This is a genomic window from Streptomyces sp. NPDC059874, from assembly GCF_042731135.1.
Classification (GTDB): Bacteria; Actinomycetota; Actinomycetes; order Streptomycetales; family Streptomycetaceae; genus Streptomyces.
In genome coordinates this window covers 42087-64244 of record NZ_JBHWJY010000050.1, presented here as the reverse complement: position 1 = coordinate 64244, position 22158 = coordinate 42087, and the positions used below count along the sequence as shown (strand labels likewise).

19 protein-coding genes and 3 pseudogenes are annotated in these 22158 nt (G+C 70.8%); 7 read left to right on the top strand and 15 right to left on the bottom strand.

Translation table 11 applies throughout. From position 1 onward, the window contains the following. Positions 1 to 107: 107 nt before the first annotated feature. A complete protein-coding gene (locus tag ACFV9H_RS26230; protein ID WP_385402567.1) occupies positions 108 to 572 on the bottom strand; it encodes a nuclear transport factor 2 family protein in 465 nt (154 codons plus the stop codon). A 121-nt stretch (positions 573 to 693) separates the two neighbouring features. Between ACFV9H_RS26230 and ACFV9H_RS26225 the strand changes: the two genes are divergently transcribed. Continuing rightward, on the top strand, positions 694 to 1278 hold the full coding sequence (locus ACFV9H_RS26225; protein ID WP_385402565.1) for a TetR/AcrR family transcriptional regulator: 585 nt from the start codon (positions 694 to 696) through the stop codon (positions 1276 to 1278). Here the strand turns inward: ACFV9H_RS26225 and ACFV9H_RS26220 are convergent. Both ACFV9H_RS26220 and ACFV9H_RS26215 read right to left on the bottom strand, forming a co-directional pair. Continuing rightward, on the bottom strand, positions 1271 to 1813 hold the full coding sequence (locus ACFV9H_RS26220) for a DUF6368 family protein (protein WP_385402562.1): 543 nt from the start codon (positions 1811 to 1813) through the stop codon (positions 1271 to 1273). The two genes, ACFV9H_RS26225 and ACFV9H_RS26220, sit on opposite strands and share 8 nt — an antisense overlap. 94 nt (positions 1814 to 1907) lie before the next feature. Then, on the bottom strand, positions 1908 to 2513 hold the full coding sequence (locus tag ACFV9H_RS26215) for a TetR/AcrR family transcriptional regulator (RefSeq protein ID WP_385402559.1): 606 nt from the start codon (positions 2511 to 2513) through the stop codon (positions 1908 to 1910). Between the two features lie 79 nt (positions 2514 to 2592). Between ACFV9H_RS26215 and ACFV9H_RS26210 the strand changes: the two genes are divergently transcribed. Next, on the top strand, positions 2593 to 3825 hold the full coding sequence (locus tag ACFV9H_RS26210) for an FAD-dependent monooxygenase (protein WP_385402557.1): 1233 nt from the start codon (positions 2593 to 2595) through the stop codon (positions 3823 to 3825). A 73-nt stretch (positions 3826 to 3898) separates the two neighbouring features. Then, positions 3899 to 4348, top strand: a complete 450-nt coding sequence (locus tag ACFV9H_RS26205; RefSeq protein WP_385402554.1) for a nitroreductase family deazaflavin-dependent oxidoreductase — start codon at positions 3899 to 3901, stop codon at positions 4346 to 4348. Positions 4349 to 4381: 33 nt separating this feature from the next. Here ACFV9H_RS26205 and ACFV9H_RS26200 read toward each other — a convergent pair whose 3' ends face one another. The 4 genes and pseudogenes from ACFV9H_RS26200 to ACFV9H_RS26185 all read right to left on the bottom strand — a co-directional run. Continuing rightward, positions 4382 to 5944, bottom strand: a complete 1563-nt coding sequence (locus ACFV9H_RS26200; protein ID WP_385402552.1) for a phytoene desaturase family protein — start codon at positions 5942 to 5944, stop codon at positions 4382 to 4384. Then, the gene (locus tag ACFV9H_RS26195; protein WP_385402549.1) at positions 5941 to 8016 is read right to left on the bottom strand and encodes a tetratricopeptide repeat protein; all 2076 of its coding nucleotides are present in this window, start codon (positions 8014 to 8016) and stop codon (positions 5941 to 5943) included. Before ACFV9H_RS26195 ends, ACFV9H_RS26200 begins: the two co-directional genes overlap by 4 nt. Further along, the gene (locus ACFV9H_RS26190; protein WP_385402547.1) at positions 7998 to 8963 is read right to left on the bottom strand and encodes an oxygenase MpaB family protein; all 966 of its coding nucleotides are present in this window, start codon (positions 8961 to 8963) and stop codon (positions 7998 to 8000) included. The genes ACFV9H_RS26195 and ACFV9H_RS26190 overlap by 19 nt, the downstream gene beginning before the upstream one ends. A gap of 178 nt (positions 8964 to 9141) precedes the next feature. Next, positions 9142 to 9669 (bottom strand): annotated as a pseudogene (locus ACFV9H_RS26185) (phytase); the annotation flags it as partial. Between the two features lie 436 nt (positions 9670 to 10105). On the opposite strand from ACFV9H_RS26185, the gene ACFV9H_RS26180 reads away from it, so the two are divergent. Then, a complete protein-coding gene (locus ACFV9H_RS26180) occupies positions 10106 to 10465 on the top strand; it encodes an SAV_915 family protein (protein WP_385402545.1) in 360 nt (119 codons plus the stop codon). A 14-nt stretch (positions 10466 to 10479) separates the two neighbouring features. After that, complete coding sequence (gene lysA / locus ACFV9H_RS26175) at positions 10480 to 11814, top strand: diaminopimelate decarboxylase (protein WP_385402543.1); 1335 nt, start codon at positions 10480 to 10482, stop codon at positions 11812 to 11814. A gap of 91 nt (positions 11815 to 11905) precedes the next feature. Here the strand turns inward: lysA and ACFV9H_RS26170 are convergent, their stop codons facing one another. After that, a complete protein-coding gene (locus ACFV9H_RS26170) occupies positions 11906 to 12637 on the bottom strand; it encodes a MerR family transcriptional regulator (RefSeq protein WP_385402541.1) in 732 nt (243 codons plus the stop codon). 54 nt (positions 12638 to 12691) lie between these two features. Between ACFV9H_RS26170 and ACFV9H_RS26165 the strand changes: the two genes are divergently transcribed. Continuing rightward, positions 12692 to 12979 carry a hypothetical protein gene (locus ACFV9H_RS26165; protein WP_385402539.1) on the top strand — a complete coding sequence of 96 codons (288 nt, stop codon included), beginning with the start codon at positions 12692 to 12694 and terminating at the stop codon, positions 12977 to 12979. A gap of 285 nt (positions 12980 to 13264) precedes the next feature. Here ACFV9H_RS26165 and ACFV9H_RS26160 read toward each other — a convergent pair whose 3' ends face one another. From ACFV9H_RS26160 to ACFV9H_RS26145, 4 genes are all read right to left on the bottom strand, one after another. Further along, positions 13265 to 15202, bottom strand: a complete 1938-nt coding sequence (locus tag ACFV9H_RS26160; protein WP_385402537.1) for an amino acid transporter — start codon at positions 15200 to 15202, stop codon at positions 13265 to 13267. Positions 15203 to 15524: 322 nt separating this feature from the next. Next, a complete protein-coding gene (locus ACFV9H_RS26155) occupies positions 15525 to 16046 on the bottom strand; it encodes a hypothetical protein (protein WP_385402535.1) in 522 nt (173 codons plus the stop codon). A gap of 174 nt (positions 16047 to 16220) precedes the next feature. Beyond that, positions 16221 to 17798, bottom strand: a complete 1578-nt coding sequence (locus ACFV9H_RS26150) for a hypothetical protein (RefSeq protein ID WP_385402533.1) — start codon at positions 17796 to 17798, stop codon at positions 16221 to 16223. A gap of 155 nt (positions 17799 to 17953) precedes the next feature. After that, positions 17954 to 18640, bottom strand: a complete 687-nt coding sequence (locus tag ACFV9H_RS26145) for a response regulator (RefSeq protein ID WP_385402571.1) — start codon at positions 18638 to 18640, stop codon at positions 17954 to 17956. 276 nt (positions 18641 to 18916) lie between these two features. Between ACFV9H_RS26145 and ACFV9H_RS26140 the strand changes: the two genes are divergently transcribed. Next, positions 18917 to 19321, top strand: coding sequence for a hypothetical protein (locus tag ACFV9H_RS26140; protein ID WP_385402531.1), 405 nt, complete (start codon positions 18917 to 18919; stop codon positions 19319 to 19321). 94 nt (positions 19322 to 19415) lie between these two features. Here the strand turns inward: ACFV9H_RS26140 and ACFV9H_RS26135 are convergent, their stop codons facing one another. The 3 genes and pseudogenes from ACFV9H_RS26135 to ACFV9H_RS26125 form a co-directional block, all read right to left on the bottom strand. Beyond that, on the bottom strand, positions 19416 to 20837 hold the full coding sequence (locus ACFV9H_RS26135) for a serine hydrolase domain-containing protein (RefSeq protein WP_385402529.1): 1422 nt from the start codon (positions 20835 to 20837) through the stop codon (positions 19416 to 19418). A 185-nt stretch (positions 20838 to 21022) separates the two neighbouring features. Next, a pseudogene (locus ACFV9H_RS26130) lies at positions 21023 to 21262 on the bottom strand (GNAT family N-acetyltransferase); the annotation flags it as partial. Positions 21263 to 21318: 56 nt separating this feature from the next. Continuing rightward, positions 21319 to 21859: pseudogene (locus ACFV9H_RS26125) on the bottom strand (SDR family NAD(P)-dependent oxidoreductase); the annotation flags it as partial. Positions 21860 to 22158 lie beyond the last annotated feature (299 nt).

The window sequence follows — 22158 nt, the reverse complement described above, 5'->3', positions numbered from 1 at the left end:
CCACCCCCCAGGCCATGCGTTCGACAGGGGGAGAAAGTCATGCCAACTCCGGAGGCCGGACGCCCCATTGCGGGGCCACCAAGAAGGTAATGGGGATCAGACAGGCCTTAGTGCTGTGACCGGAAAGGTTCACCGCCACCTTCCAGCGCCGCCACCAGCTGGGGCAGCTTGCCGTCGGCCGCGATGAGGGCAAGGTGATCGTGGTAGTCCCGGCTGCTGACGATCAGGCCGTCACGGACCCGCAGCACCTGGACGTTGGCGGCTTCGAACGTCCGCCCGGTCGGGCGGTGGTGCACCTGGTAGTCGAACTCGGCGACGACCACCTCGGCGTCGTCGGTTTCCCGGACGACCACGTTCACCGGGGTCAGCTCGACGGGCGAGCTCGCGGCGACCTGGGCGAACCGCTCCTCCAGCGCGGCCCGCCCCACGATCCGGCGCGGGCCCACCGGTTCGAAGACGGTCTCCACCACGGCGTCCTCGGCATAGAGCTCGGCCAGCTCCGTGAACCTCCCCGCGCCGATGCCCTCGATCAGCTTCTGGAAGACCTCGCGCGGCGACAGCGTTTCAGACATGCCCAACCTCCAGTGAGATCCACGTCTAGAATCGGACTAGCGACTCCGTTTACACGATACGGACTGGCGACTCCGGTTGTCCAGGGTGACTCTGCCGTCGACGAAGAAGGGTGGGAAACGGATGGGTGGCGCTCAGGAACGCCCACTGCGGGCGGATGCGGCCCGCAACCGGGCCAGGCTGCTCGACACTGCCACGGAAGTGTTCACCAGCCGCGGCCTCAGCGTGCCGACCGAGGAGATCGCCCGAGCCGCCGGAGTCGGAGTCGGCACGCTCTTCAGGCACTTCCCCACCAAGGAGGCACTGTTGGAGGCGGTGATGGTGCGCAGGCTCGAGGCGATGGCGGCCAGGACCGCGCAGCTGGCCGCCGAGACCGGGCCCGCCGACGCCTTCTTCGCCTGCTTCCGCCTGGTGGTGGAACAGTCCGCGGGGAAGAACGAGTTCACCCAGGCGCTGGCCGCGGCCGGGGTGGACGCGCACGCGTCCCTCCAGGGGCCGACCATCGAGATCCAGGCCCGGCTGTCCGATCTGTTGGCCGGTGCGCAACGGGCGGGCGCGGTCCGCCCGGAACTGGGCCTGGCGGAGTTCATCGCCCTTCTGGCCGGTACGGGCAGGGCGATCGAACAACTCGGACCGGATCCGGCGTCTCGGGAGCGGATCTTCGAGGTGATCTTCGACGGCCTGCGGCCGCCACGCTGCGCTACTTGACCAACCGGAAGCCGGGCTGCCCTCCCCAGGCCCGCAGGAACTCCGCCGCGCCCAGCACATTCGGCCGGCCGCCGTCGGTGATCCCCAGAACGCCTTCAAGGCCGACGACGGACGACGCCTGTCCGTCCAGCAGCTCGGCCTTGGCCACACCTCCGATGACGTCCATGACGGCGGCGGTCAGCAACGCCGTGGCCGCGTGGTCGATCCCGCGGTTGCAGCAGGCGCTGACGTTGACGGCGTGGGTCGGCCTGAAGCCGAGGACGGCCTCCACCTCGGGCTCGTCCTCGTGTTCGGCCTCGAAGAGGTCCGCGTCACCGACACCCGGGCCCATCAGGTAGACCAGGAAGGGCCGACGCGAGTCCTCCTCCCGCCCGTCCTCGAAACCCAGTCGCTCAGCGGGCACGTTGACGTCGAAGAACCCGGGTCGCTTCTCCTCGAAGCGGGAGGAGAGCGCCACCATCAGCGCGCGGAGCTCCCGCAGTGCGGCCGGGGGGACGGGCTCCGCCAACTCGATCACCAGCGTCGGACCAGACATGCCGGGAGCCTACTTCTCGACCGGCTCCGCCACCGCTCAGTTCTTTCCGTACCGCGCCTGCGCGAGTCACGATGCCGCGGGCCTGACCAGACACTCAGAGGCCTACCGGCCCGTCCGGTGCCGCGAGTGCCGCGTCGATCATCCGGCGGGATACGGAGGTCAGTTCGGCCAGGTCGGGGGCCGGACGGGAGCGGGCGAGGGCGCCGGCCAGACGGTCGTAGAGCAGTCCGTCCGTCCAGGCCGCCAGCAGCTCGGCGGCCTCCGCGGGTCGTTCGGCCCCGAGTGCGGCGAGGATCGCGGCCGCGCGGGACCGGGCCCCCTGGCCGGCCCGGTGGAGATCGGCCTCCAGTTCGGGGTTGCGGGCGGCCTCCAGGCTGAGTTCGAAACGGGCCAGTTGGCGTCCGCGCCCCACCGTCAGCCAGCGCAGCAGCAGTCCGGCCAGCGCCGCCGCGGCCACGTCCGGGTCGGACAGCGCGGAAGCGGACGGGCCATCCGTGTCGAGGTCGCCGAGGTCCAGCTCCGCGAGGCGCTGGTAGCAGGCGCCGATCAGGGCCGTCCTCGTACGGAAGTAGTACGAGGTGCTGCCCGCCGGCAGCCCCGCCGCGCCGTCGACCGCCCGGTGGGTGAGCCCCCGGAGCCCGGCGGCGGCCACGAGGTCGATCGCGGTGTCGGCGATCAAAGTTCTGCGATCCGTGGACATGTCCTCACTCTACAGCTGTAGAGTGAGGACATGAGCCTCTACGGATGTAGAGGACGAGTGGAGAACGGGAGGGAGCGTCATGTCGGCACTTCGACGTCGTGTGGTCGTGGCAGGTGCGGGGATAGGTGGACTCACCGCGGCGGTCGCCCTGCACCGACGCGGCTGGCGGGTGACCGTGTGCGAGCGGGCACCCGGGCCGTCCGCCGTCGGGGCCGGGATCGTGCTCGCCCCCAACGCCCTGCGCGCCTTCGACGCCATCGGGTTCGACGCCACCCGCGCCGCGGGGCAGGCCCTCCCCGCCGCGATGGGGCTGCGGCGCCCGGACGGCGGCTGGCTGAACCGCGCCGACACCGTCGCGCTCACGGCGCGGTACGGCCGGCCGCCGCTCGCCCTGCACCGCTCGGCGCTCGCCGACGCCCTGGCCGCCGAACTCCCCGACGGCACGATCCGGTACTCCTGCGCCGTCACCGCCGTGGACGACGCGGTCGGCCGCCCGGTGGTCCGTACCGCCGCGGGCGACCTCGAAGCCGACCTCGTCCTCGCCGCCGACGGCATCCACAGCCCGCTGCGCCACCAGTACTTCCCGGACCACCCCGGCCTGCGCTACAGCGGGGAGACCGCCTGGCGCACCGTCCTGCCCGCGGCCGAACCCAAGACCGAAACCGCCGAAACCAAGGCCGATGTCGACACGGCCGAGACCTGGGGCCGCGGGCAGCGCTTCGGTACCGTCCCGCTCGCCGACGGCCGGATCTACCTCTACGCCACCGCCGTCGCCCCCGAGGGCCACCGCCCGGCCGACGTGCTCGCCGAACTCGTGCGCCGCTTCGGCACCTGGCACGACCCGATCCCCGCCCTGCTCGAGCGGATCGACCCGGCCGCCGTGCTCCAGCACGACCTGTACGACCTGGCCGCACCGCTCCCCCGCTTCCACCACGGCCGCCTCGCCTGGCTCGGCGACGCCGCCCACGCCATGACCCCCAACCTCGGCCAGGGCGGCTGCCAGGCCATCGAGGACGCCGTGGTCCTCGCCCACCTGCTGGACGCGGAAGACGCGGGCGACGCGGACGACGCGGGCGAATCGGACGACGCCCGGGGCATTCCGGCCGCTCTCGCCGCGTACAGCGCGGCCCGCTGCGCCCGCACCGACGCCATCCGCGTCCGGGCCCGCCGCATGGGCCGGGTCGCCGCCCTCAGCCACCCCTTCGCGGTCGCCGTACGCGACCTCGCCGTCCGCGCCACCCCGGCCTTCGCCGCGCAACGGGCGATGGACGAGATCTTCGACGGCTTCACGCTCCCCGCTCGTCCGGCATAACCGCGTGTCCGCGAGCGTTGGCATTCGTTGTTGAGGTTCGTTGACCGTTCAACTCGAAGGCAGGCTGAGCACCGTGACGACCGACATCGACTGGGACAACCCGACCGACCCGAAGCCCGGCAGCTGGCAGCTCGAGCACGTCAAGCAGTACGTGCACTCGAAGGGGGCCGAGGGCCAGTACTGGAACGGCACGCAGACCCTGCTGCTCACCACGGTGGGCAGGGTCTCCGGCAATCCCGTGCGGACGCCCCTCATCTACGGCGAGGACGACGGCCGCTACCTCCTCGTCGCGTCCAAGGGCGGCGACCCGGCGCACCCGCTCTGGTACCGCAACCTGACCGAATACCCCGAGGTCCGCATCCAGGTCGGCCCCCGGACCCTCCAGGGCACGGCCCGCACCGCCACGGCCGAGGAGCGCACCGCCTACTGGCCGCTGATGCTGCGTCACTGGCCGTCGTACGACGAGTACCAGGCCAAGACGGACCGTGAGATCCCCATCGTCGTCATCGAGCCCGTCGAGTAGTCCCTGGTCGGAACGGCGGTCGGCCGGCGGCGCTCAGTGCCCCAGCACCGCCATCGCCGCGTTGTGGCCGGGGACCCCGCTGACGCCGCCGCCGCGGACCGCCCCCGCACCGCACAGCAGTACGTTGCGGTGGGCGGTCTCCACTCCCCACCGGCCGCCGCCGGCCTCGGCGTACGGCCAGGACAGGTCCCGGTGGAAGATGTGGCCGCCCGGCAGGCGCAGGTCGCGTTCCAGGTCGATCGGGGTCTTCGCCTCGATGCAGGGGCGGCCGTCGCCGTCGAAGGCGAGGCAGTCGGTGAGCGGTTCGGCCAGGTGGGTGTCGAGCTGCGCGAGGGTGGCGGCGAGCAGGACCTCCCGCGTCTGCTGGTTGTCCTTTTCGAACAGCCGGGCCGGGGTGTGCAATCCGAAGAGGGTGAGCGTCTGGTAGCCCTGCTCCACCAGCTCCGGCCCGAGGATGGTCGGATCGGTCAGCGAGTGGCAGTAGATCTCCGAGGGCGGTACGGACGGCAGTTCGCCGGAGGCCGCCTCCGCGTAGGCGCGGGCCAGCTCGGTGTACCCCTCGGCGATGTGGAAGGTGCCGCCGAAGGCCTCGCGCGGGTCCACGGTGGTGTCGCGCAGCCGGGGCAGCCTGCGCAGCAGCATGTTGACCTTCAGCTGGGCGCCCTCGGGGGCCTGCACCGGCGGTGCCTCGCCGAGGAGTTCGGCCAGCGCCCGCGGCGAGGCGTTCACGAGCACCGTGCGGCCGACGACACGGCCCTCCCCCGTGGCCGTACGGAACACCACCTCCGCCGGCGAGGTCCCGTCCGTGTCGATCCGCAGTACCTCGTGCCCGGTGGCGATCTCCGCCCCGGCGGCCCGCGCGGCGGTGGCGAGGGCATCCGTCAGGGCGCCCATGCCGCCCACGGGCACGTCCCAGTCCCCGGTTCCGCCGCCGATGACGTGGTAGAGGAAGCAGCGGTTCTGCGCGAGCGAGGGGTCGTGCGCGTCGGCGAAGGTGCCGATCAGCCCGTCCGTGAGGACCACTCCGCGCACCAGGTCGTCGGTGAAGCGGTCTTCCACCGCCCGGCCCAGCGGCTCCTCGAAGAGCATCCGCCAGGCGGCCTCGTCGTCGATGCGGGCCCGCAGTTCCTCGCGGGTGGGCAGCGGTTCGGTGAGGGTCGGGAACACCTTGCGGGCCACCTGCCCTGTGGTCCCGTAGAACGCGCGCCAGTTCTCGTACTCCCGCTCCGAGCCGGTCAGCCGCGCGAAGGACTCCCGGGTGCGCTGCTCGTCGCCGCCGACGAGGAGTCCGCCGGGGCGGCCGCCGCGTTCGACGGGGGTGTACGAGGAGACCGTGCGGCGGCGGACGGCGAACCGCAGCTCCAGGTCGCGCACGATCTTCGACGGGAGCAGGGAGACGAGGTAGGAGTAGCGCGAGAGGCGGGCGTCGACGCCGGCGAAGGGGCGGCTGGAGATGGCCGCGCCGCCGGTGTTCCCGAGCCGTTCCAGTACGAGGACCGCGCGGCCCGCTCTGGCCAGGTACGCGGCGGCCACCAGACCGTTGTGGCCGCCGCCCACGATCACGTCGTCGTATACGTCCCGCCCGAAGGTCGTCATGGCTCTTGGTAGCACACCTGGCCGAGCCGCTCCAGACAGTACGCTTCGTCGGCGTGGGCCAGCGCCGTGTCGGGGTGCTCGTCGCCCAGGGAGCGCTCGCGGATGCCGGAGAGCTCGCGGTAGATGGGCAGCGCTTCCTCCCACCGGCCGAGCCGGCCGAGGCCGACGGCGAGTTCGCGGCGGCTGACCAGGGTGTCGGGGTGTTCGGCGCCGAGCACCTCGGCCCGTACCGCCCCCACCTGCCGGGCCTCGGTGACCGCCTCCTCCCAGCGCTCCAGCCGGCCCAGGTTGACGCCGAGGACGTGCCGGGCGCGCAGGGTCTCGGGGTCGGCGGCGCCGTAGGCGCGGGTCCGGTCGCGGACCAGGGCACGGAAGTGGTCGAGGGCCAGGGCGCTGTTCCCGGTGCGGCCGAGGGCGATGCCGACCTCGTAGCGCGCGGCCAGGGTGTCGGGGTGGTCGCGGCCGAGGACCCGTTCGCGTACGGCGGCGACCTCGCGGAAGCCGGCGAGGGCCTCCTGCCAGCGCTCCAGGCGGCCGAGGGCGTACGCCACCTCGTAGCGGGTCAGCAGGGTGTCGGCGTGCTCGGCTCCCAGGACGGCCGCTCGGGCGGCGGCCACTTCGGCGGCGGTGGCGTGGGCGTCCGCGAACCGGCCGAGGGCGCCCAGGGCGCAGGCCAGGTTGTGGCGGCAGCGCAGGGTGTCGGGGTGGCGCGGGCCCGTGGTCCGCTCGCGGGCGACGAGCACCGCGCGGTAGATGTCGTGCGCTTCCTGGTGGCGCCCGAGGCGGCCCAGTTCGTACGCCGCCTCCTGGCGCGCGGCGAGGGTGTCGGGGTGGTCCGCGCCGAGGGCGCGGGTGCGGCCCTCCGCCACGGCCGTGTACACGGCGAGGGCCTCCTCCGGGTGGCCGGCGCGGCTGAGGGCGAAGGCGCGGGTGTGGCCGGCGGTGAGCGCGTCGGGGTCGGTCTCGCGCGGGCCGGGGACGCGCGGGAGACCGTACGCCACGGTGAGCCGCGGGTCCTCGGTGGGCTCGGGGCGGCGCAGGCCGGGGCCGAGGGCGGGCTGTTCACCGCTGGGGCGTGCGGCCGTCCAGGCACCGGTGAGCACGGCCCATTCGCCGCTCGCGGGACGCGCGTCGATCCCGGCCTTGCGTCCGGCGGTCATCCCGCGGGCCCACACCGGCAGCGGGGCCTGGGCGCCGGGCAGCCCACCGGGCCCGAGGCGTGCCTCGACGAGCCGGCGGTGCAGGTGGCGGGCGTCGCCGGGCCGGTCCTCGGGGCGCTTGGCGAGGAGGTCGAGGACGACCTCCTCGAAGTAGGCCGGCAGTTCGGGGCGGTGCTCGCGCAGCGGCACGGGCGCGGTGTCGCGGTGGCCGACCAGCACCGACCAGGAGTCGCCGAGGTCGAAGGGCGGAGCTCCGGTGGCGATCTCGTACAGGACGCAACCGAGGGAGTAGAGGTCGCTGCGGTGGTCGACCTCGCCGCCCGCGATCTGCTCCGGAGACATGTAGTGGGGGGTGCCCATGGCCATGCCGCCGCCGGTGAGCTTGGCGGTGAAGCCGATGTCGTGGGCGAGGCGGGCGATCCCGAAGTCGCAGATCTTCACCGTGCCGTCGGTGAGCCGCATGATGTTGGCGGGCTTCAGGTCGCGGTGGACGACGCCCTGGTCGTGGGTGTAGCCGAGGGCGGCGGCCATCTGCTCCGCGATGTCGACGACCACGTCCACGGGGAGCGGGCGGGTCTCGTTCTCCTCCAGGAGCTGGCTCAGGTTGCGGCCTTCGAGGAGCTCCATCACCAGGTAGAGGCAGCCGCCCGCGGCGCTGTCGTCGCCGAAGTCGTGGACGACCGTGACCCCTCGGTGCTGGAGGGACGCGGCCACGCGCGCCTCGCGCCGGAAGCGTTCGCGCAGCACCTGGGTGAAATGGGCGTCCTGCTCGGCCCCGATCGGCTTGAGGCACTTCACGGCGACCTGACGGCCCAGCGATTCGTCCCGGGCACGCCAAACCTCGCCCATGCCACCCCGCCCGATCAGGTCGAGCGACCGGTACCGTCCCTGGATCAGTCTGGACTCCGCCATGTCTTGAAGCCGCCCCCGTCGTCGTGCCATGCCCTCCCCGGCCCGTCCAGTATGGCCGCTGCCGTGCGCAGCGTGTGCGTCGAGGGGCGGCTCCCGGGGCCCATGCGACGCATCGCTTTCAAGATGTGACCTGGCGGCAGCTTCCAGCGTAGACCTGCGGGAATGCTGCGCAGGACGCGCCCGGTGAGGCGCAGGCGCCGGGTGACCGCGCGCGGGGGCGGTGCGGGTCTTCCGTACAGCTGGTGTGCCCAGCCGGGGAGGGAACCGTACGCGAGGCCGGCGAGCGGGCGCCACAGCAGGTTTCGGCCAGGTACGAGGAGGGGATGGACCGGCGGGCCGTGCAGGAAGTCGTACACGGCGTGGGCGTCGGACCCGGCGGCGAGGTCGGGGCGGACGCGCTCGAAGTACGCGGCGAGGCCGGCGGTGTCGGCGGGGACGTCGGCCGGATCGAGGCCGACGAGGCGGGCGTTCACCCTGTTCTCGTCGACGTAGCGGTCGGCCTGGGCGGGGGTGAGGGGGATGCCGGAGCGGAGCATCACGTGCAGGAAGCTGTCGATCTGCGCGCAGTGGACCCAGAGGAGCAGCTCGGGGTCGTCCACGGGGAACCGCTCGCCGGTGACGGGATCGGTGGCGGACAGCTTGCGGTGGATCGTGCGGACGCGGGCCCCGGCGCGCTCGGCGGCCTCGCTGGTGCCGTAGGTGAGGGTGCCGACGAAGTCGGCGGTGCGCAGCAGCCGGCCCCAGGCGTCGTGCCGGCCCCTCTGACTGTCGAGAGCAGCCGAGTTCGCCATGACCCCGCGGACGGCGCGCGGGTGAAGGGCCTGGAGGTAGAGGGCCCGGACGCCGGCGATCCACATGATCGGGTCGCCGTGGCACTGCCAGGTGACGGACGACGGGCCGTACAGGCCGGGGTCGGCACGTGTGGGTCCGGTCGTGGTGTCGCCCATCCCCGTACCTCCCTGTCACAGGCGCCCGGCGGATCCAGCCTAGCCGAGGCGGGTCTCGCCCAGGCCCGATCTTCACTCCGTCGGGGCGTTCCACGGCGTTGACGGCGGGAGTGGCCGCGGACCGGGCGGGGCGCGGGCGCCGGCCGGGCGCCGGCTGCACGTCCGGCGCCCGGGGCGGTCAGCCGAACTGGGCGGTGATGCGCTGCAGGGGAACGAACTTGAAGTTCTGGTTCCCGCTGGTGCCGGGGGTGCCGTTGGAGCCGTCCTGGCAGATGAAGACGCCCTGCGGGAACGCCGGGCCGAGATTGGCGGCGGTGGCGTCGATGCCGTCGGTGTCCTCGCAGTCGTCGGCGGCGGTGCCGTTCGAGACGGAGAAGCGGCCGAGGTAGGCGCGGTTGGTGCGGTCGTAGACGGTGAAGTCGTTGCTGCCCTGGGAGGAGACGTAGATCCGGTTGCCGGCGGCGGTGATGCCTTCGTTGTCGGCGGTGATGTGGCCGCCGGAGCCGGTGGAGTCGAGCTTGGTGCGGCTCGCGCCGGCGGTGGGCTCGGCTCCGTACACCCAGACGCCGACGTCCTCCTCGCCGAGGTAGAGCTTGCCGGTGGTCTCGTCGGCGTAGCAGCCCTCGACCGCGGAGCCCGCGTCCCACAGTCGGACGGAGGTCGCGGACACCGCGTCGCCGTTGACGGCGAGCTCCCACTGCTCGACGCGGCCGGAGGTGGAGTTGGGGAAGGCGTCAGGCCAGGACGACGCACAGCTCCTCGTCGCGCACGCGGGCCTCTGCCGCCGCCCTGTGCAACGCGGTCAGACTCCCCGGGGTGCTCGTAGCACCGACCACGACTCTTCGCACGGCCTCTTCCCCTCTCCTCGTCGTACGCCAGTTCCCATGGAAGGGCCGCGACGGAGGATGCAGGGCGGCTTTTGATGGCCTTCTCACGTGGCGATCCACAACTTTGACGGGCTCCTGATGCCGCACGGATCGGGACGTCAGGGATCCGTATGGACTTCGCGAGTCGCCGTAAAGGTCCCGTTATCGGGTGGCCGTAGGGACACGGAGCCGGGGATAGCTTCGTTGTCGTGCCCTGGACTGCCTCCCCGCATCCAGGGCCTCAACTGCCACTCGTGGTTCCTCTGGGAGGGCCCCATGTGTTTGTTCCAGTACGAAGACGACCCGGAGCCTGAAGAACGCGTCCCGGCCGGGCCCCTGTACGTACCGGTCCTGCCGGGAAGGGCGGAGGTGGTGGTACGCCTGTTCCGTACCCCGCTGGGAGCGCGTACCGCTGTGGGGTTCACCAGCGCGGAGCGGCTGGCTGCCACGCTTGGTGCCGGCCGGCAGTGGATCCGGCTCTCCGAGTCCGCGCTCCGCGCGATGGCCGAACCTGTCGGAGCATCGCTGCTGACTGTCGATCCGACCCTCACCGCACCTGCGGTCACCACGACGGCGACCGGTTCGGTCACCACTCCAGTCCTGCGGGCTCCCGACATCGCTGCCCCGTCCGCCTGAAGGGGAGGCCCACCATGACCATCGCAGCGCTCTCCGCGATACCGGCCAGTGCCGGTGAACTGTCCGTATGGCCCGCCTCCACGACCCGGCTTCCGCACGGTGACCTGGCCGTCGGCGGGGTGTCCCTGACAGAGATCGCCGACCGGTTCGACACACCGGCTTACGTCCTGGACGAGGGCGAGGTCCGCAGGCGGTGCCGCACCTACCGGGACGCCTTCCCGGAAGCGGAAGTCCTCTACGCCGCCAAGGCCTTTCTCTCCCGCGCGATGGTGCGCTGGGTGGAGGAGGAAGGTCTGGGGCTGGACGTGTGTTCCGCCGGTGAGCTGGAGCTGGCCGTCACCGCCGGCTTCGCGCCCGAGCGGATCGTGCTGCACGGGAACGCCAAGTCGCCTCACGATCTGGAGGCGGCGCTGCGGCTCGGTGTGGGGCGGATCGTCATCGACGGTCCGTCCGAGATCGCCCGGATCGCGGCCGCCGTCGGCCCCGATGGGCACCAGAAGGTCATGGTCCGGGTGGTACCGGGCGTCTCGGCCGGAGGCCACGACAAGATCCGTACAGGTACGGAGGACCAGAAGTTCGGGCTCGCGCTCACCGACGGGTCGGCGCAGGACGCCATCGCGCGCATACTCGGCCAGCGACAGCTCGAACTGACCGGCCTGCACTGTCACATCGGCTCGCAGGTCACCGACGTGAAGCCCTACCTGGTGGCCCTGCGGCGCATGATCGGGCTGATGGCTTGCATCCGCGATACGCACGGCGCCGTCCTGCCCGAGCTGGACATGGGCGGCGGCCACGGCGTGGCCTACCGGCCGGGCGAACCCGCCCTCGACGTCACCGCCCTCGCCCGCGGTCTCCGCGCCGAGCTCAGCGAAAGCTGCGCCGCCGCGGGACTGGCGGTGCCTCGGCTCGTCATCGAGCCCGGCCGGGCCGTCGTGGGGCCGGCCGGAGTCGCGCTGTACCGGGTGCTGGCCGTCAAGCACACCGGCGAGAAGGTGTTCGTCGCCGTCGACGGCGGCATGAGCGACAACCCGCGCCCCGCCCTGTACGGGGTGCGCTACGCGCCCCGGCTGGTCGGCCGTGCCCCGGCCGCCGGATCCCGTACGGCAACGGTCGTCGGCCGGCACTGCGAGGCGGGCGACGTCCTCGCCACGGACGTGGAACTGCCCGCCGACATCCACCCCGGGGACCTGCTGGCCGTACCGGTGGCGGGCGCGTACCAGCTGTCCATGGCCTCCGGTTACAACATGGTGGGGCGCCCTCCGGTGATCGCCGTCCTCGAGGGCACGTCCCGGGTGCTGGTCCGGCGCGAGACGCTGGAGGACTTCCGCAGCCGGGACGTCGGCAGTTAGTGCCGCATCAGGCAATGCCTGCAGTGTGGTTCGCGGCGTGCGCTGACTGATTTCGACGCGCAGCCGAGACCGTACGTCCGTACACGTCGAGTCACGCGTCCAGTCGTGCGCGAATGAGCGTGTCGAGGCGCTGCCAAGCAGGGGACGAGGCGTTGACCGTGCCCTGAATGAGGGCGGGGATCTCGGAGGCCGCATCCAGCTCGGGCGGTTCGTCCGGTCCGTAGCGTTCCCGGGTCGCCTCGACGATCCGGCGGGCGAGGTCGTCGATGCGGGGATCAGCGGCGTCGAGGTCGTACGCATGGTCATAGTCGAGGAACAGCTGCCGTAGCGCCGGGTCGGCCAGGGTTTCGGCTTGATCGTGGAACAGAGCGATCGCGCGGTCTGGGTGGGTGGCGAACACGAGGATCCACAGGTCGCGTTGCAGGTCCACCCATCGAGGGGTGAATCCCCAGCGGGCCAGGTGCTCCAGATGGGCACCGACCTCGGTGGGCAGCGGTGCCAGATGTCCGGCAGCGAGTCGGCGCAGGCGCCCTTGCGTCGCCCGCAGGCCGCGAATGCGGTGGGTGAGGTCGTCGTCGATCTCGCGCAGCGCCTGCTGGAACTCCTCATCGGTCGCTGACCTCAAGTCCCGGATACGGGCCAGGGGGACGCCGGCTTCGGCGAGCGTCCGGATCTTGATCAGGTCGATGGCGTCGTTCGCGCCGTACCGCCGGTAGCCGGACGCATCACGGTCGGGCTCGGGAAGCAGCCCCTTGTCGTGATAGACGCGGATGGTCTTCGTCGACACTCCGACGTACCTGGCCAGCTGCCCAATGGTGATCACCCGCCCATCGTCCCACTTGACCTTTCCCCAGGGGCAGGGTCGCAGCATGGCGGCATGACGAATACGAACATCGATCGGGTGACCCTGCGCGACCTGGCCGACGAGGGCAACGAGACCGCATTGGACCGGCTGGCCGACCTCGCCGACGCAGCCGGCGACCTCGGGGAGCTGAGCGAGCTGCTGGACGAGGGATCCATGCACGCCGGGTTCCTGCTCGCTCGCCGGGCCGCCGCGGCCGGCGACCTGCGCGAGCTGCAACGGATCTCCGACGCCGGGTACGACGAGGCTGGAAACGAGCTGGACCGGCTGCTGAAGGCACCGGCCGACGGGCATCAGGAGTGAGGATCCGACCAGCTACTGTGGCCGCCCTCCAGCGGCACAAGGGCCGGTAGACGAGCTCGATCACCATCGCGGCGATGACACCCCAGACCCCGATGCCTAGCAGCCACAGGGCATCAAGGACCGCACCGGCGGCGATGAGGGCCAGGCCGGCCGCCCCGAGAAGGAGGACGGTCCGGCGCATTCCGCGGTCGGGGCGCGAGCGAGTGGTCATAGTGAGAATCCCGCTGGGCCTTCGCCATGGCGAGGGTCCAGCGGGATTCCTGTCGGCTTCTTGATGCGAATGGGTCAGCCGGCGTGGACGTGGGGGCGCCGGCTGCGGTCGGGTTCGGCTTCGCGGATGACCTCGCGGGTGACGGGGGCGACCTCGCCCTGGCCGAAGAGGAAGAAGCGCAGGAAGTTGGCCATCGGGTTGCCCTCGGTCCACTCGAAGTAGATGTGGGGGCGCTGGCCGGTCTCGTCGCGGACGTGGAGGAGGAGCGCGGCCAGGGCGTTGGGGATGGAGGAGCTCTCCAGGGTCAGGACCCGGTAGCGGTCGTGGAGGACTTCGCCGCGTACGCGCATGCCGGATTCGAACTCGGAGGCGTCCAGGACCGTGACCTCGACGAACATGACGTCGTCCTCGGCCGGGATGTCGTTGTCCGCGCGGATCTGCGCCTTCTTCTCCCGGTACTCGTCGAGGTCGCGCTTGTCCGGCTCGTTGGCGATGAAGCGGATCGTGCGGTTGGCGGTGTCGCGGATGAACCGCTGAGCCATGTCGTCGAACTCGATGTCCGTGACGCGCAGCTCGAAGACCCGGGCGAGCCGGGAGAGGAGGGAGAGCGCCATGATGCCGCCGATGAAGCAGGCACCGATCTTCACGCCGTCCGGCCGCTCGACGACGTTGACGGCCGTGGTGTAGATGAAGACGGCCGAGATCACGCCGAATGCGATCGTCCAGCCGCGCTCCCCCGCCCGGCGGGCGGCGATGGTCACGGCGACGGCGGCCGAGGTGATCAGGACGAGGACGCCGGTGGCGTACGCGCCGCCCTGGGCGTCGACGTCGGCGTTGAAGATCCAGGTCACGAGGAACGCGACGAGGGTGAACACGATGACCATGGGGCGCAGAGCGCGCGCCCAGTGCGGGGCCATGCCGTAGCGGGGCAGGTAGCGCGGCATCAGGTTCAGCAGACCGGCCATCGCGGAGGCACCGGCGAACCAGAGGATGAGGATGGTGGAGATGTCGTAGACCGTGCCGAAGGCGGAGCCCAGGTACTCGTGTGCCAGGTAGGCGAGGGCGCGGCCGTTGGCCTCGCCGCCCGGCTCGAACTGGGCGGCCGGGATCAGCAGGGCGGTAATGAGGCTGGAGCAGATCAGGAAGATGCTCATGATCACGGCGGCCGTGGTGAGCAGCTTCTTCGCGCCGCGGATCCGGCCTGCCGGCTTGTCCTCGGTGTCGTCGGGGTCACCCTGGACGTGGGGCATGACCGCCACACCGGTCTCGAACCCGGACAGGCCCAGCGCGAGCTTGGGGAACACGACGAGCGCGATGGCGATCATCATGAACGGGTTGCCGTGCTCGGCGGTCAGCGCGGTGGTCCAGTCGGTGATGACCTGCGGGTCGGTGAACACGTTCCACAGGCCGACCGCCACGACGACGACGTTCAGACCGAGATACGTGGCCACCAGGACCACCGCGACTCCGATGGCCTCGCTGAACCCCTTGAGGAACACCGCTCCGAGGAGCGCGATCATGATCAGGGTGATCAGCACCTCGTGGCCGTGCAGGGTACTGGTGAGGTGCGGGTTCTCCACCAGGTGCGCGGTGGCGTCCGCCGCCGACAGGGTGATGGTGATGAGGAAGTCGGTCGCCGCGAACCCGAGCAGGGTCAGGACGAACAGCTTGCCCTTCCAGAACGACAGCAGCTTCTCCAGCATGGCGATGGAGCCTTCGCCGTGCGGGCTTTCCTCGGCCACCCGCCGGTAGACGGGCAGCGCTCCGAAGAGGGTCAGCAGGACGAGCACGATGGTCGCCAGCGGCGACAGCAGACCGGCCGCGAGGAACGCGATGCCGGGCTGGTAGCCGAGGGTCGAGAAGTAGTCCAGACCCGTCAGGCACATGACCCGCCACCACGGCCGGCCATGGGGCTGGGCCGCCGCCTCCTTGGCGGCGGGCGAACTCGTCTGGGCGGTCAAGCCTTCCAGCATCCACGCGCGCAGGCGCGCGGAGCGGGCAGGGGTGGCCATCGTGGGGGCTCCTGTCGTACGGCAGAGAATCAGCCATCGACATCGACGGCTGAGCCAGCGTACGCAGCCCGATCACTTATGCACGCGAGCGAGCAAACCCTGACGCGTCCTTAACGCGGACAGCGCCACTTGTGGCGTAGCAGACGCACTCCTGTTACAGCCGGGTGCCTCGACGTAGCTCGCCGCGAGGACAACCGGCCTGGCCGCCTGCTCGCGGCGGGCTTCCGTCCCGAGATCGAATACACCCACCATGTCGTCGGCGCACCGACTGCGGCTGCCCGGCCGACACCAGCAGGACAACCGGGAAGGGCTGGGTGCCCGCTCAGACGCCGAGAGTTCGGATGGTCGCCTTCACCAAGCGGTTGCCCCTGGGTGCGTACCACGAGGTGTATGACGACAGCTCTGTGACGGCCGCGCCCAGCCATTCGGGATCGCCGAGCCTGTCCAGCGCCCTCGCGTCGCTGAGCTGGTCGAATAGCGCCTGGAGGACGATGACGTGGCCGGCTCCGTACCGGCGTGCGTGATGCGTGTACCGCGCGGACCAGTGCTCGTACGGATGGAGCAGGTTGCCCTGCAGGGAGCATCCGTCACGGCCCCAGTCGACGTTCCTGAAAGCGGCGACGAAGCCCGCGGCACGGCTGGTCTGCCAGTTTCGGTAGGCGACATTCACCCCCAGGGTTACGAATTGCCCCCACTCGACGGTGACCAGGGGCGCCGTCTCCCCACGTCGGCGGTGCTCCAAGCCCTCAGGCGTGAGTGCGATGGACAGGCCCGACTCCCGGGTCGAGTCCCCGATCACCCACCGGCCCCCGACCCACTCCAGCGGCCCCAAGTGCTGCGCCATGACAGTCCCCCCTCGTTCTGACGGTCATCCCACGAGAAAACGTATCCAATGCAGGGAAGAGATTCGCGGGCAGGAGCCCTGGATCGTTTAGGTCGAACGTCGGGAGTCTTGAGCTGAGGAGCGGCGCAAGTCCTGTACGACCGAGGCCTGGACCTACCTGGATGAGGGCCGCCCTCACCGGAATTCAGCCAGTCGGCGGCGCAGCCCGAGCACGGTCAGCCCGGCCGCGAGCGGCAACGCGGCGCCGGCCATCGGGGCCTGTGTGGTCAATGCCCCGCGGCCGTCGCGGACGGCGAGGTCGAAGTGCCGCTGGTTGATGGCGGTCACCTCGTCCAGGGCCTTCATCCATTTCCCGAAGTGTGAGTTGGATGTGTCCGCTGCCCAGCCGATGCAGAAGACAGTGGCCTCCTGCTGCTTCCCCTCGGCCACCAGCCGCCGGACGGTCCGGTCGTCGCGCTGGTAGACGGAGTAGGCCTCGACAGTCTTCTCGGCCCCTTCCCGCTCCCCCACGAAGGTGATGTTGTCCAGTTCGCGCCGGTACTCGCCGGTGAACCGCTTGTCGTTGCGGTCCTTTCGGTACGCGGACCAGGTCTCGTCGAGCTTCCCGTCGTAGGTGTCGAGCCCGGCGCCCGGGATCCCGTACAGCTGGTGCGACTTGTCGAGGAAGGACCGCTCGTACGTCGTGCGCCGGTCGGGGTCCAGGAGGTAGCGGCTCTCGTCCGCGTTGGCGTCATAGCCGATCGCCTTCGACCGTGACAGTGCGATGACGGAGTCGAAGGAGTCCCGGCGGGCCACCTTCATCCGGTCGTAAGTGATCGTGAACAGTTGCGCACCGCACACCACCGCGACCACGGCACAGAGGGTGGCGGCGATCAGTCCTGGGTTGAAGACCCGGTGGAAGCGGCGGGCGAGGTGGACCTGGAGCAGTACGAGCGCGGCGATCAGCAGCATCCCGAGGACCGCTTCCGTGGTTCGCTGCACTTCGATGTCGCCCCGCGCCGCGTCGTACTGCCGCTCGTAGACGGCGTTGTTGGCATCAACAAGCCTGCGGGCCTCCGGCAGCAGCCGGTCGGTGAGGAGGTCGGTCGCGGTCCGGTAGTCCTCGCGGGCGGCGTCCTTACCGCCGACGCGGCTGTCGTTCTCCAGTGCCCGCCCGATCAGTTCCTGGTAGTGCGCGAAGTCGTCGGTGAGCGTCACAACGGTCGCCTCGGTGGCCGGGTCGCCCTCCGAGGCCGCGGCGAGTGCGCGCAGGGAGCGGCTGATGGTCTGCTGGGCATCCCGGTAGAAGCCGGCGGCCTTCGCGTACGACTCTTCCAGACGCCCCTTCGCTGTTCCTGATTCGCCGCTGGAGAGGAGGATGTTGGCGGTCTGTGCGTCCATGTCGTTGAGTGCCAGGTTCAGCTGGGTGGCGGAGATGGTGCGGGGCGCGTCGCGGTGGGCCGTCTCGTCCCAGGTGGTGCTCGCCCCCGTCGCCGCGACCACGAGCAGGATCAATAGACCGGCCGCGAGGAGGCCACACGTCGCGCGGGCGAGGCGCAGCCGGCCTGGCAAGGTGGTCCAGTAGCGGTCGGCGATCAGGCGGGCCGCCCGATCGGCGACGTGGCGAGTACGCCAAGGCTGCCGTCCTTGCGGTTCCTCCCCGTCCCGTGATCCGGGGAGCATCCAGCTCGGAACGTCGGGTATCGGGGTTTCGGCGACAGTTCCCGATGCCCCTGCCCCCTGGCCGTGCTCGGTACCGGCGGTGATCGTCACTCGCCCTCCAGCTCACACCCGGGCCGTTCGTACGGCCCTGCGTGCACGCCAGCATCCGGCTCAACAGTTCGACCCACCAGGTACGTTGACGGCATCCATACGCGGGAGGCGCGGAATTGACGGGTCCTTGACGGGGCCCGTCGGCTTGGCCTCACTCACGCCTCGAAGCGGTAACCCAAGCCGGAGACCGTGATCAGATGGCGCGGGTGCGACGGGTCCGCTTCCAGCTTCCGACGCAGGTGAGCCATGTACACCCGCAGGTAGTTGGTCTGCGATCTGCTGGAGGAGCCCCATACCTCCTGGAGCAGACGTCGCCGGCTGACGAGCCGGCCCTTGTTGCGGATGAGGACCTCCAGCAGATGCCATTCCGTCGGCGTGAGCCTGATGTTGTTGCCTCCGCGCCTGGCCTTCCTCGCGAGCAGGTCGACGGTGAACTCCTCGGTCTCCACGACCGCTTCGTCCGGGCCGACCGAGTCGTGCGCCAAACCGCGGCGGGTGACGGCTCCCAGCCGGGCCAGCAGCTCGTCCATGCTGAACGGCTTGGTGATGTAGTCGTCGGCGCCCGCGTCCAGTGCCTGGACCTTCTCCTCGGAGTCGTGGCGGGCGGAGAGCACCAGGATGGGCACCTGCGACCATCCGCGCAGGCGCTTGATCACATCGATACCGTCCATGTCCGGCAGGCCCAGGTCGAGCAGCACCACGTCCGGACGCCGTCCCGCAGCAGCCTCCAGGGCCGTGCCCCCGTCCGGCGAGGAGGCCACGTCGTACTTCCGCGCCTTCAGACTGATGACCAGAGACCGCACCAGCTGCGGTTCGTCATCCACCACCAGTACCCGGGTCATCGGCGTGCCGCCTTCCTGTCGTACGTACGTCATGGGGAGCGACCGGGACCGGTCGAACGGTCTCTCGATGAAACAGCGGATTCCCGGCCACCTCGGCACGCCTTGACGACGTCCATACGGCAAGGGGCACGACCTTGACGACCCCCATACGTCACGCGCGGCTCGCAGCCCGCTCGCGACGGGTCCACCCCTCGTCGCCTGCCTCCGGCTGCGGCACACCGAAGAGGACCGGACCCCGTCAAGATGCCGTCGCCACGGCGTCAACAGTCCATCAGGGTGCGCGGCCGGCTCGATGTGACCCGCGGCGCCCTCTGGACCGGCCTGGCCGTCCTCGTCTTCGTGATCGTGCTGCCGCTCCGGGTCTCCACCCGGCCCGGTCTGCTGAGTGCCCGCGGATTGTTCGTGGAGCGCAGTGTCCGCACCGACTCCCTCGTCTCGATCCGGTGGTTCGACGGGGTGTCTCAGCGGATGATCCTCCGGGACACGGATGGGAACCGGGTCGAAATCGACCCGGCCGTCCTCATCCGCAATCCCGACATGTGGCGACGCCTCGACATGGACACCCGCACCTCCATCGAGTGCGGAACGCTGCTGTGCGGCACGACCGCCCTGCGCCGGCTGGCGAGGCGCATCGACCGCGAGGCGGCACACACCGTCTTCAAGGTGTCCGGTTTGGAGTGACCGGTGTCCGTCCGTCGCCGGCCGTGGGAAAGCAGGACTATGACGATGTCCTCGTCACCCCGGAGGAGCGGCGAGGACATCGTGTGCGCGTTGGTCACGCAGAGGCGGTGGGGACCCGGTTGAAGAGGCGGCCCCCGAGGTCGATGCCGACGACGGCACCGCTCGCGTCCCGGGTGAAGAAGCCGCGCTGCCCCTGCAGTCCGCCGGCGGTGACGATGAACTCGTCGTCGGCGCCGGGCAGCAGGCCCATGGCGGCCGGCTCGTAGTCCGCGGGCATCTCGAAGTCGGCCGCCTCGCGGATCTCCGGCTTGATCGTGACCGCGATGGTCAGCGCCGCCCCGTCGATGGCGACGGTGAGCGTCATGACATCGTTCTCGTAGGCCCCGGCGACCTCCCGGGCCCGCGCCTCGTCGTACGGCAGGGGCTCCGGGTCCTTGTCCACGACACCGAGGTAGTGCTCCAGGGCCCAGCGGACGGCACTCTGGTTGAAGGGGATGCCGCTCGGCCCGGAGTTGGACACGGCCACCACGGCGAAGTTCCGCTCGGGCACGATCAGCAGCTCGGCGAACTGGCCGTTGGCCGAACCGCCGTGTCCGATCGTCCGTACGCCGTCCACCTCGCGCAGGAACCAGCAGATGCCGAAGCCGTCGCCGAGGTTGCTGCCGCGCAGCTCGACCGTCTGCTCCCGCATCCGGTGCAGCAGCTCGGCCGGCAGGAGCTGCTCCGCGTTCTCCGTGCCACCGTCGGCGAGCTGGAACCTCGCCCAGGCGAGGACGTCCGCCGCCGAGGACGCGAGGCCCCCTCCGGGGTTGTTGCCCCGGGTGATCCGCCACTCCTTCGCGACGGCGATGTTGCCGTCCTCGTCCGCGTTGTGGCCCACCGCGAACCGGCGGGTCATGACGTCGGCGGTACCGAAGAAGCTGTTCGACAGTCCCAGCGGCTCGAACAGGAGCGAGGAGATGGCCTTCTCGTACGTCTGCCCCGTGACGTTCTCCAGGATGCGCCCGAGCAGGTTGTATGCGGCCTGGCTGTACGAGGCCCGGGCACCGGGCTCGCCGATGAGCTCCAGCTCGGCCGTCTTCGCCACGAAGGCGGCCAGGGCGTCGTCACCGTCGCCGGTGTCGACGATGATGTTCCAGCCCAGGCCCGAGGTGTGATTGAGCAGGTTCATCACGGTGATCGTGTCCGCGGTCTTCTCATCCGCGAGGACGAGCTCGGGAACGTACCGGCGCACCGGCGCGTCCAGTTCGATGCGCCCGTCGGCGACCAGCCGAATCAGCGCCACCGCGGTGAAGGTCTTCGTCACGGAGCCCAGCTGGAACAGAGTGTGCTCGTCGACGGGCAGCGGGTTGTCGAGGCTGGTGACGCCGTGACTCGCGTAGGTCTCGCGGCCGTCCGCCCACACACCGACGGTGGCGCCCGGAATGCCGAACTTCGTGGCGGCCTGCTCGACGAACTCGGCGAGCTCGGTCCGGGAGTTCTCGGCCTGGGGCTTCGCGTTGCTGTCGGCGTTCATGCGTTTCTCCTGATCGGATGTCGTCGTTCTCGATGATCACGACGATGCCCGGGCACGCTGACAGACCATCGACAAAGCGCTGACAGCGGAGCGCGCCGCCTGTCAGCGCGCACCGCCGTGCCCTTACTACCGGCCGCCCCTGTCGCCGTGCCGGCGTGGTCTGCTGCCGGCTCCGGCGGGACGGGTCAGGCCGCCTCTGCCCCCGGTACCGCCAGGCGGCGAGCGGGGCCCGTCGCGTAGTGGAGGTACTCGCGGGTCAGGCGACACCCGGCCGACCAGGCCAGGAGGCGGCTGGGGCGGTTGTCGCGGGAGCAGGTCCAGCTCGCCGTGCGGCCGCGGGCGGCGATGTCCTGGCACAGGGCGGTGACGCAGGCGAGGGCGAGGTGTTGCCGGCGGTGTCCGGGGTCGGCCAGGGCTGCGACGTCCTCGTAGCGGCTGCCGAGGAAGTAGGTGCAGGCCGGCGAGAGGGCACGGCCCCGGTGAACACGGTGAACGCGAGCTGCGACTGCGCGTACGCCGCGAGCGCGAGTAACGGCGTGTGCGGTTAGGGTCGTTCCACCTGATCGACGCGGTGCGGTGCATCGAGGAGGAGACGTTCACGACGCGTCCGCCCGGGTCGGTCGTGAGCGCCGGCTCCAGGAGATGCGTCAGCAGGTAGTGGGCTGGGAAGTTGACCTGGAAGGCGAGCTCGTTGCCGTCGGGGTGAGCGTGTGCCGCTCGGGGGCGGCGACAGCGGCATTGTTGACCAGGGCGTCGAGGTAGGGGTGCCCGGTGATGACCCGGTTGGCGAGCCGCTCCACCTCGTCGAGCCGTGCGAAGTCCGCCGCGCACGGGCGCAGGAGTTCCGCGTCGATGTCGGCGGTGGCGAGGAGTCGCTTGACGGCTGCTCGGGCCTCCTCCGGTGTCCGGCCGTGGAGAAGGACGGTGGCACCGGACTCGGCGAGCAGGCGGGCGGTCTCGTAGCCGATGCCGGAGGTGGCACCGGTGACCATGATGGTCCGGCCGGACAGGAACGAAGACATGAGTGGTTCCAGTGGATAGGCACGGCAGCGGACGGCCGAGGAAGCCGGGAGCGCAGCCTTGCGGTGAGGTGTGATTCCGTATCGCGTAAGGGGTGGGTGCGCCTGCAGTTGCGCGGTTGGCAGCGGCAGGGCCGAAGGCTCCTGCCGCCGGGGTCAACGGGCGCTGAGCCGACGGAAGTGAACAGAGCGCGTGCCCGGCCGCACCTGATGCGGCGGCCGGTCGTCGTGGCGCTGACCGATGTTCATGCCATCCATCCAACTGGCCCGCGGATCACGGCTCAAGCGCTCCGACGACCTTC

What these genes read in the sequence shown, in the direction of transcription:
- ACFV9H_RS26160 (WP_385402537.1), bottom strand. Translation starts at nt 15,202, where the DNA reads ATGGCCACCCCTGCCCGCTCCGCGCGCCTGCGCGCGTGGATGCTGGAA.
- ACFV9H_RS26195 (WP_385402549.1), bottom strand. Translation starts at nt 8,016, where the DNA reads ATGGCGGAGTCCAGACTGATCCAGGGACGGTACCGGTCGCTCGACCTG.
- ACFV9H_RS26135 (WP_385402529.1), bottom strand. Translation starts at nt 20,837, where the DNA reads ATGAACGCCGACAGCAACGCGAAGCCCCAGGCCGAGAACTCCCGGACC.
- ACFV9H_RS26165 (WP_385402539.1), top strand. Translation starts at nt 12,692, where the DNA reads ATGACGAATACGAACATCGATCGGGTGACCCTGCGCGACCTGGCCGAC.
- ACFV9H_RS26190 (WP_385402547.1), bottom strand. Translation starts at nt 8,963, where the DNA reads ATGGGCGACACCACGACCGGACCCACACGTGCCGACCCCGGCCTGTAC.
- ACFV9H_RS26200 (WP_385402552.1), bottom strand. Translation starts at nt 5,944, where the DNA reads ATGACGACCTTCGGGCGGGACGTATACGACGACGTGATCGTGGGCGGC.
- lysA (WP_385402543.1), top strand. Translation starts at nt 10,480, where the DNA reads ATGACCATCGCAGCGCTCTCCGCGATACCGGCCAGTGCCGGTGAACTG.
- ACFV9H_RS26220 (WP_385402562.1), bottom strand. Translation starts at nt 1,813, where the DNA reads ATGTCTGGTCCGACGCTGGTGATCGAGTTGGCGGAGCCCGTCCCCCCG.
- ACFV9H_RS26145 (WP_385402571.1), bottom strand. Translation starts at nt 18,640, where the DNA reads ATGACCCGGGTACTGGTGGTGGATGACGAACCGCAGCTGGTGCGGTCT.
- ACFV9H_RS26230 (WP_385402567.1), bottom strand. Translation starts at nt 572, where the DNA reads ATGTCTGAAACGCTGTCGCCGCGCGAGGTCTTCCAGAAGCTGATCGAG.
- ACFV9H_RS26210 (WP_385402557.1), top strand. Translation starts at nt 2,593, where the DNA reads ATGTCGGCACTTCGACGTCGTGTGGTCGTGGCAGGTGCGGGGATAGGT.
- ACFV9H_RS26215 (WP_385402559.1), bottom strand. Translation starts at nt 2,513, where the DNA reads ATGTCCACGGATCGCAGAACTTTGATCGCCGACACCGCGATCGACCTC.
- ACFV9H_RS26180 (WP_385402545.1), top strand. Translation starts at nt 10,106, where the DNA reads ATGTGTTTGTTCCAGTACGAAGACGACCCGGAGCCTGAAGAACGCGTC.
- ACFV9H_RS26225 (WP_385402565.1), top strand. Translation starts at nt 694, where the DNA reads ATGGGTGGCGCTCAGGAACGCCCACTGCGGGCGGATGCGGCCCGCAAC.
- ACFV9H_RS26155 (WP_385402535.1), bottom strand. Translation starts at nt 16,046, where the DNA reads ATGGCGCAGCACTTGGGGCCGCTGGAGTGGGTCGGGGGCCGGTGGGTG.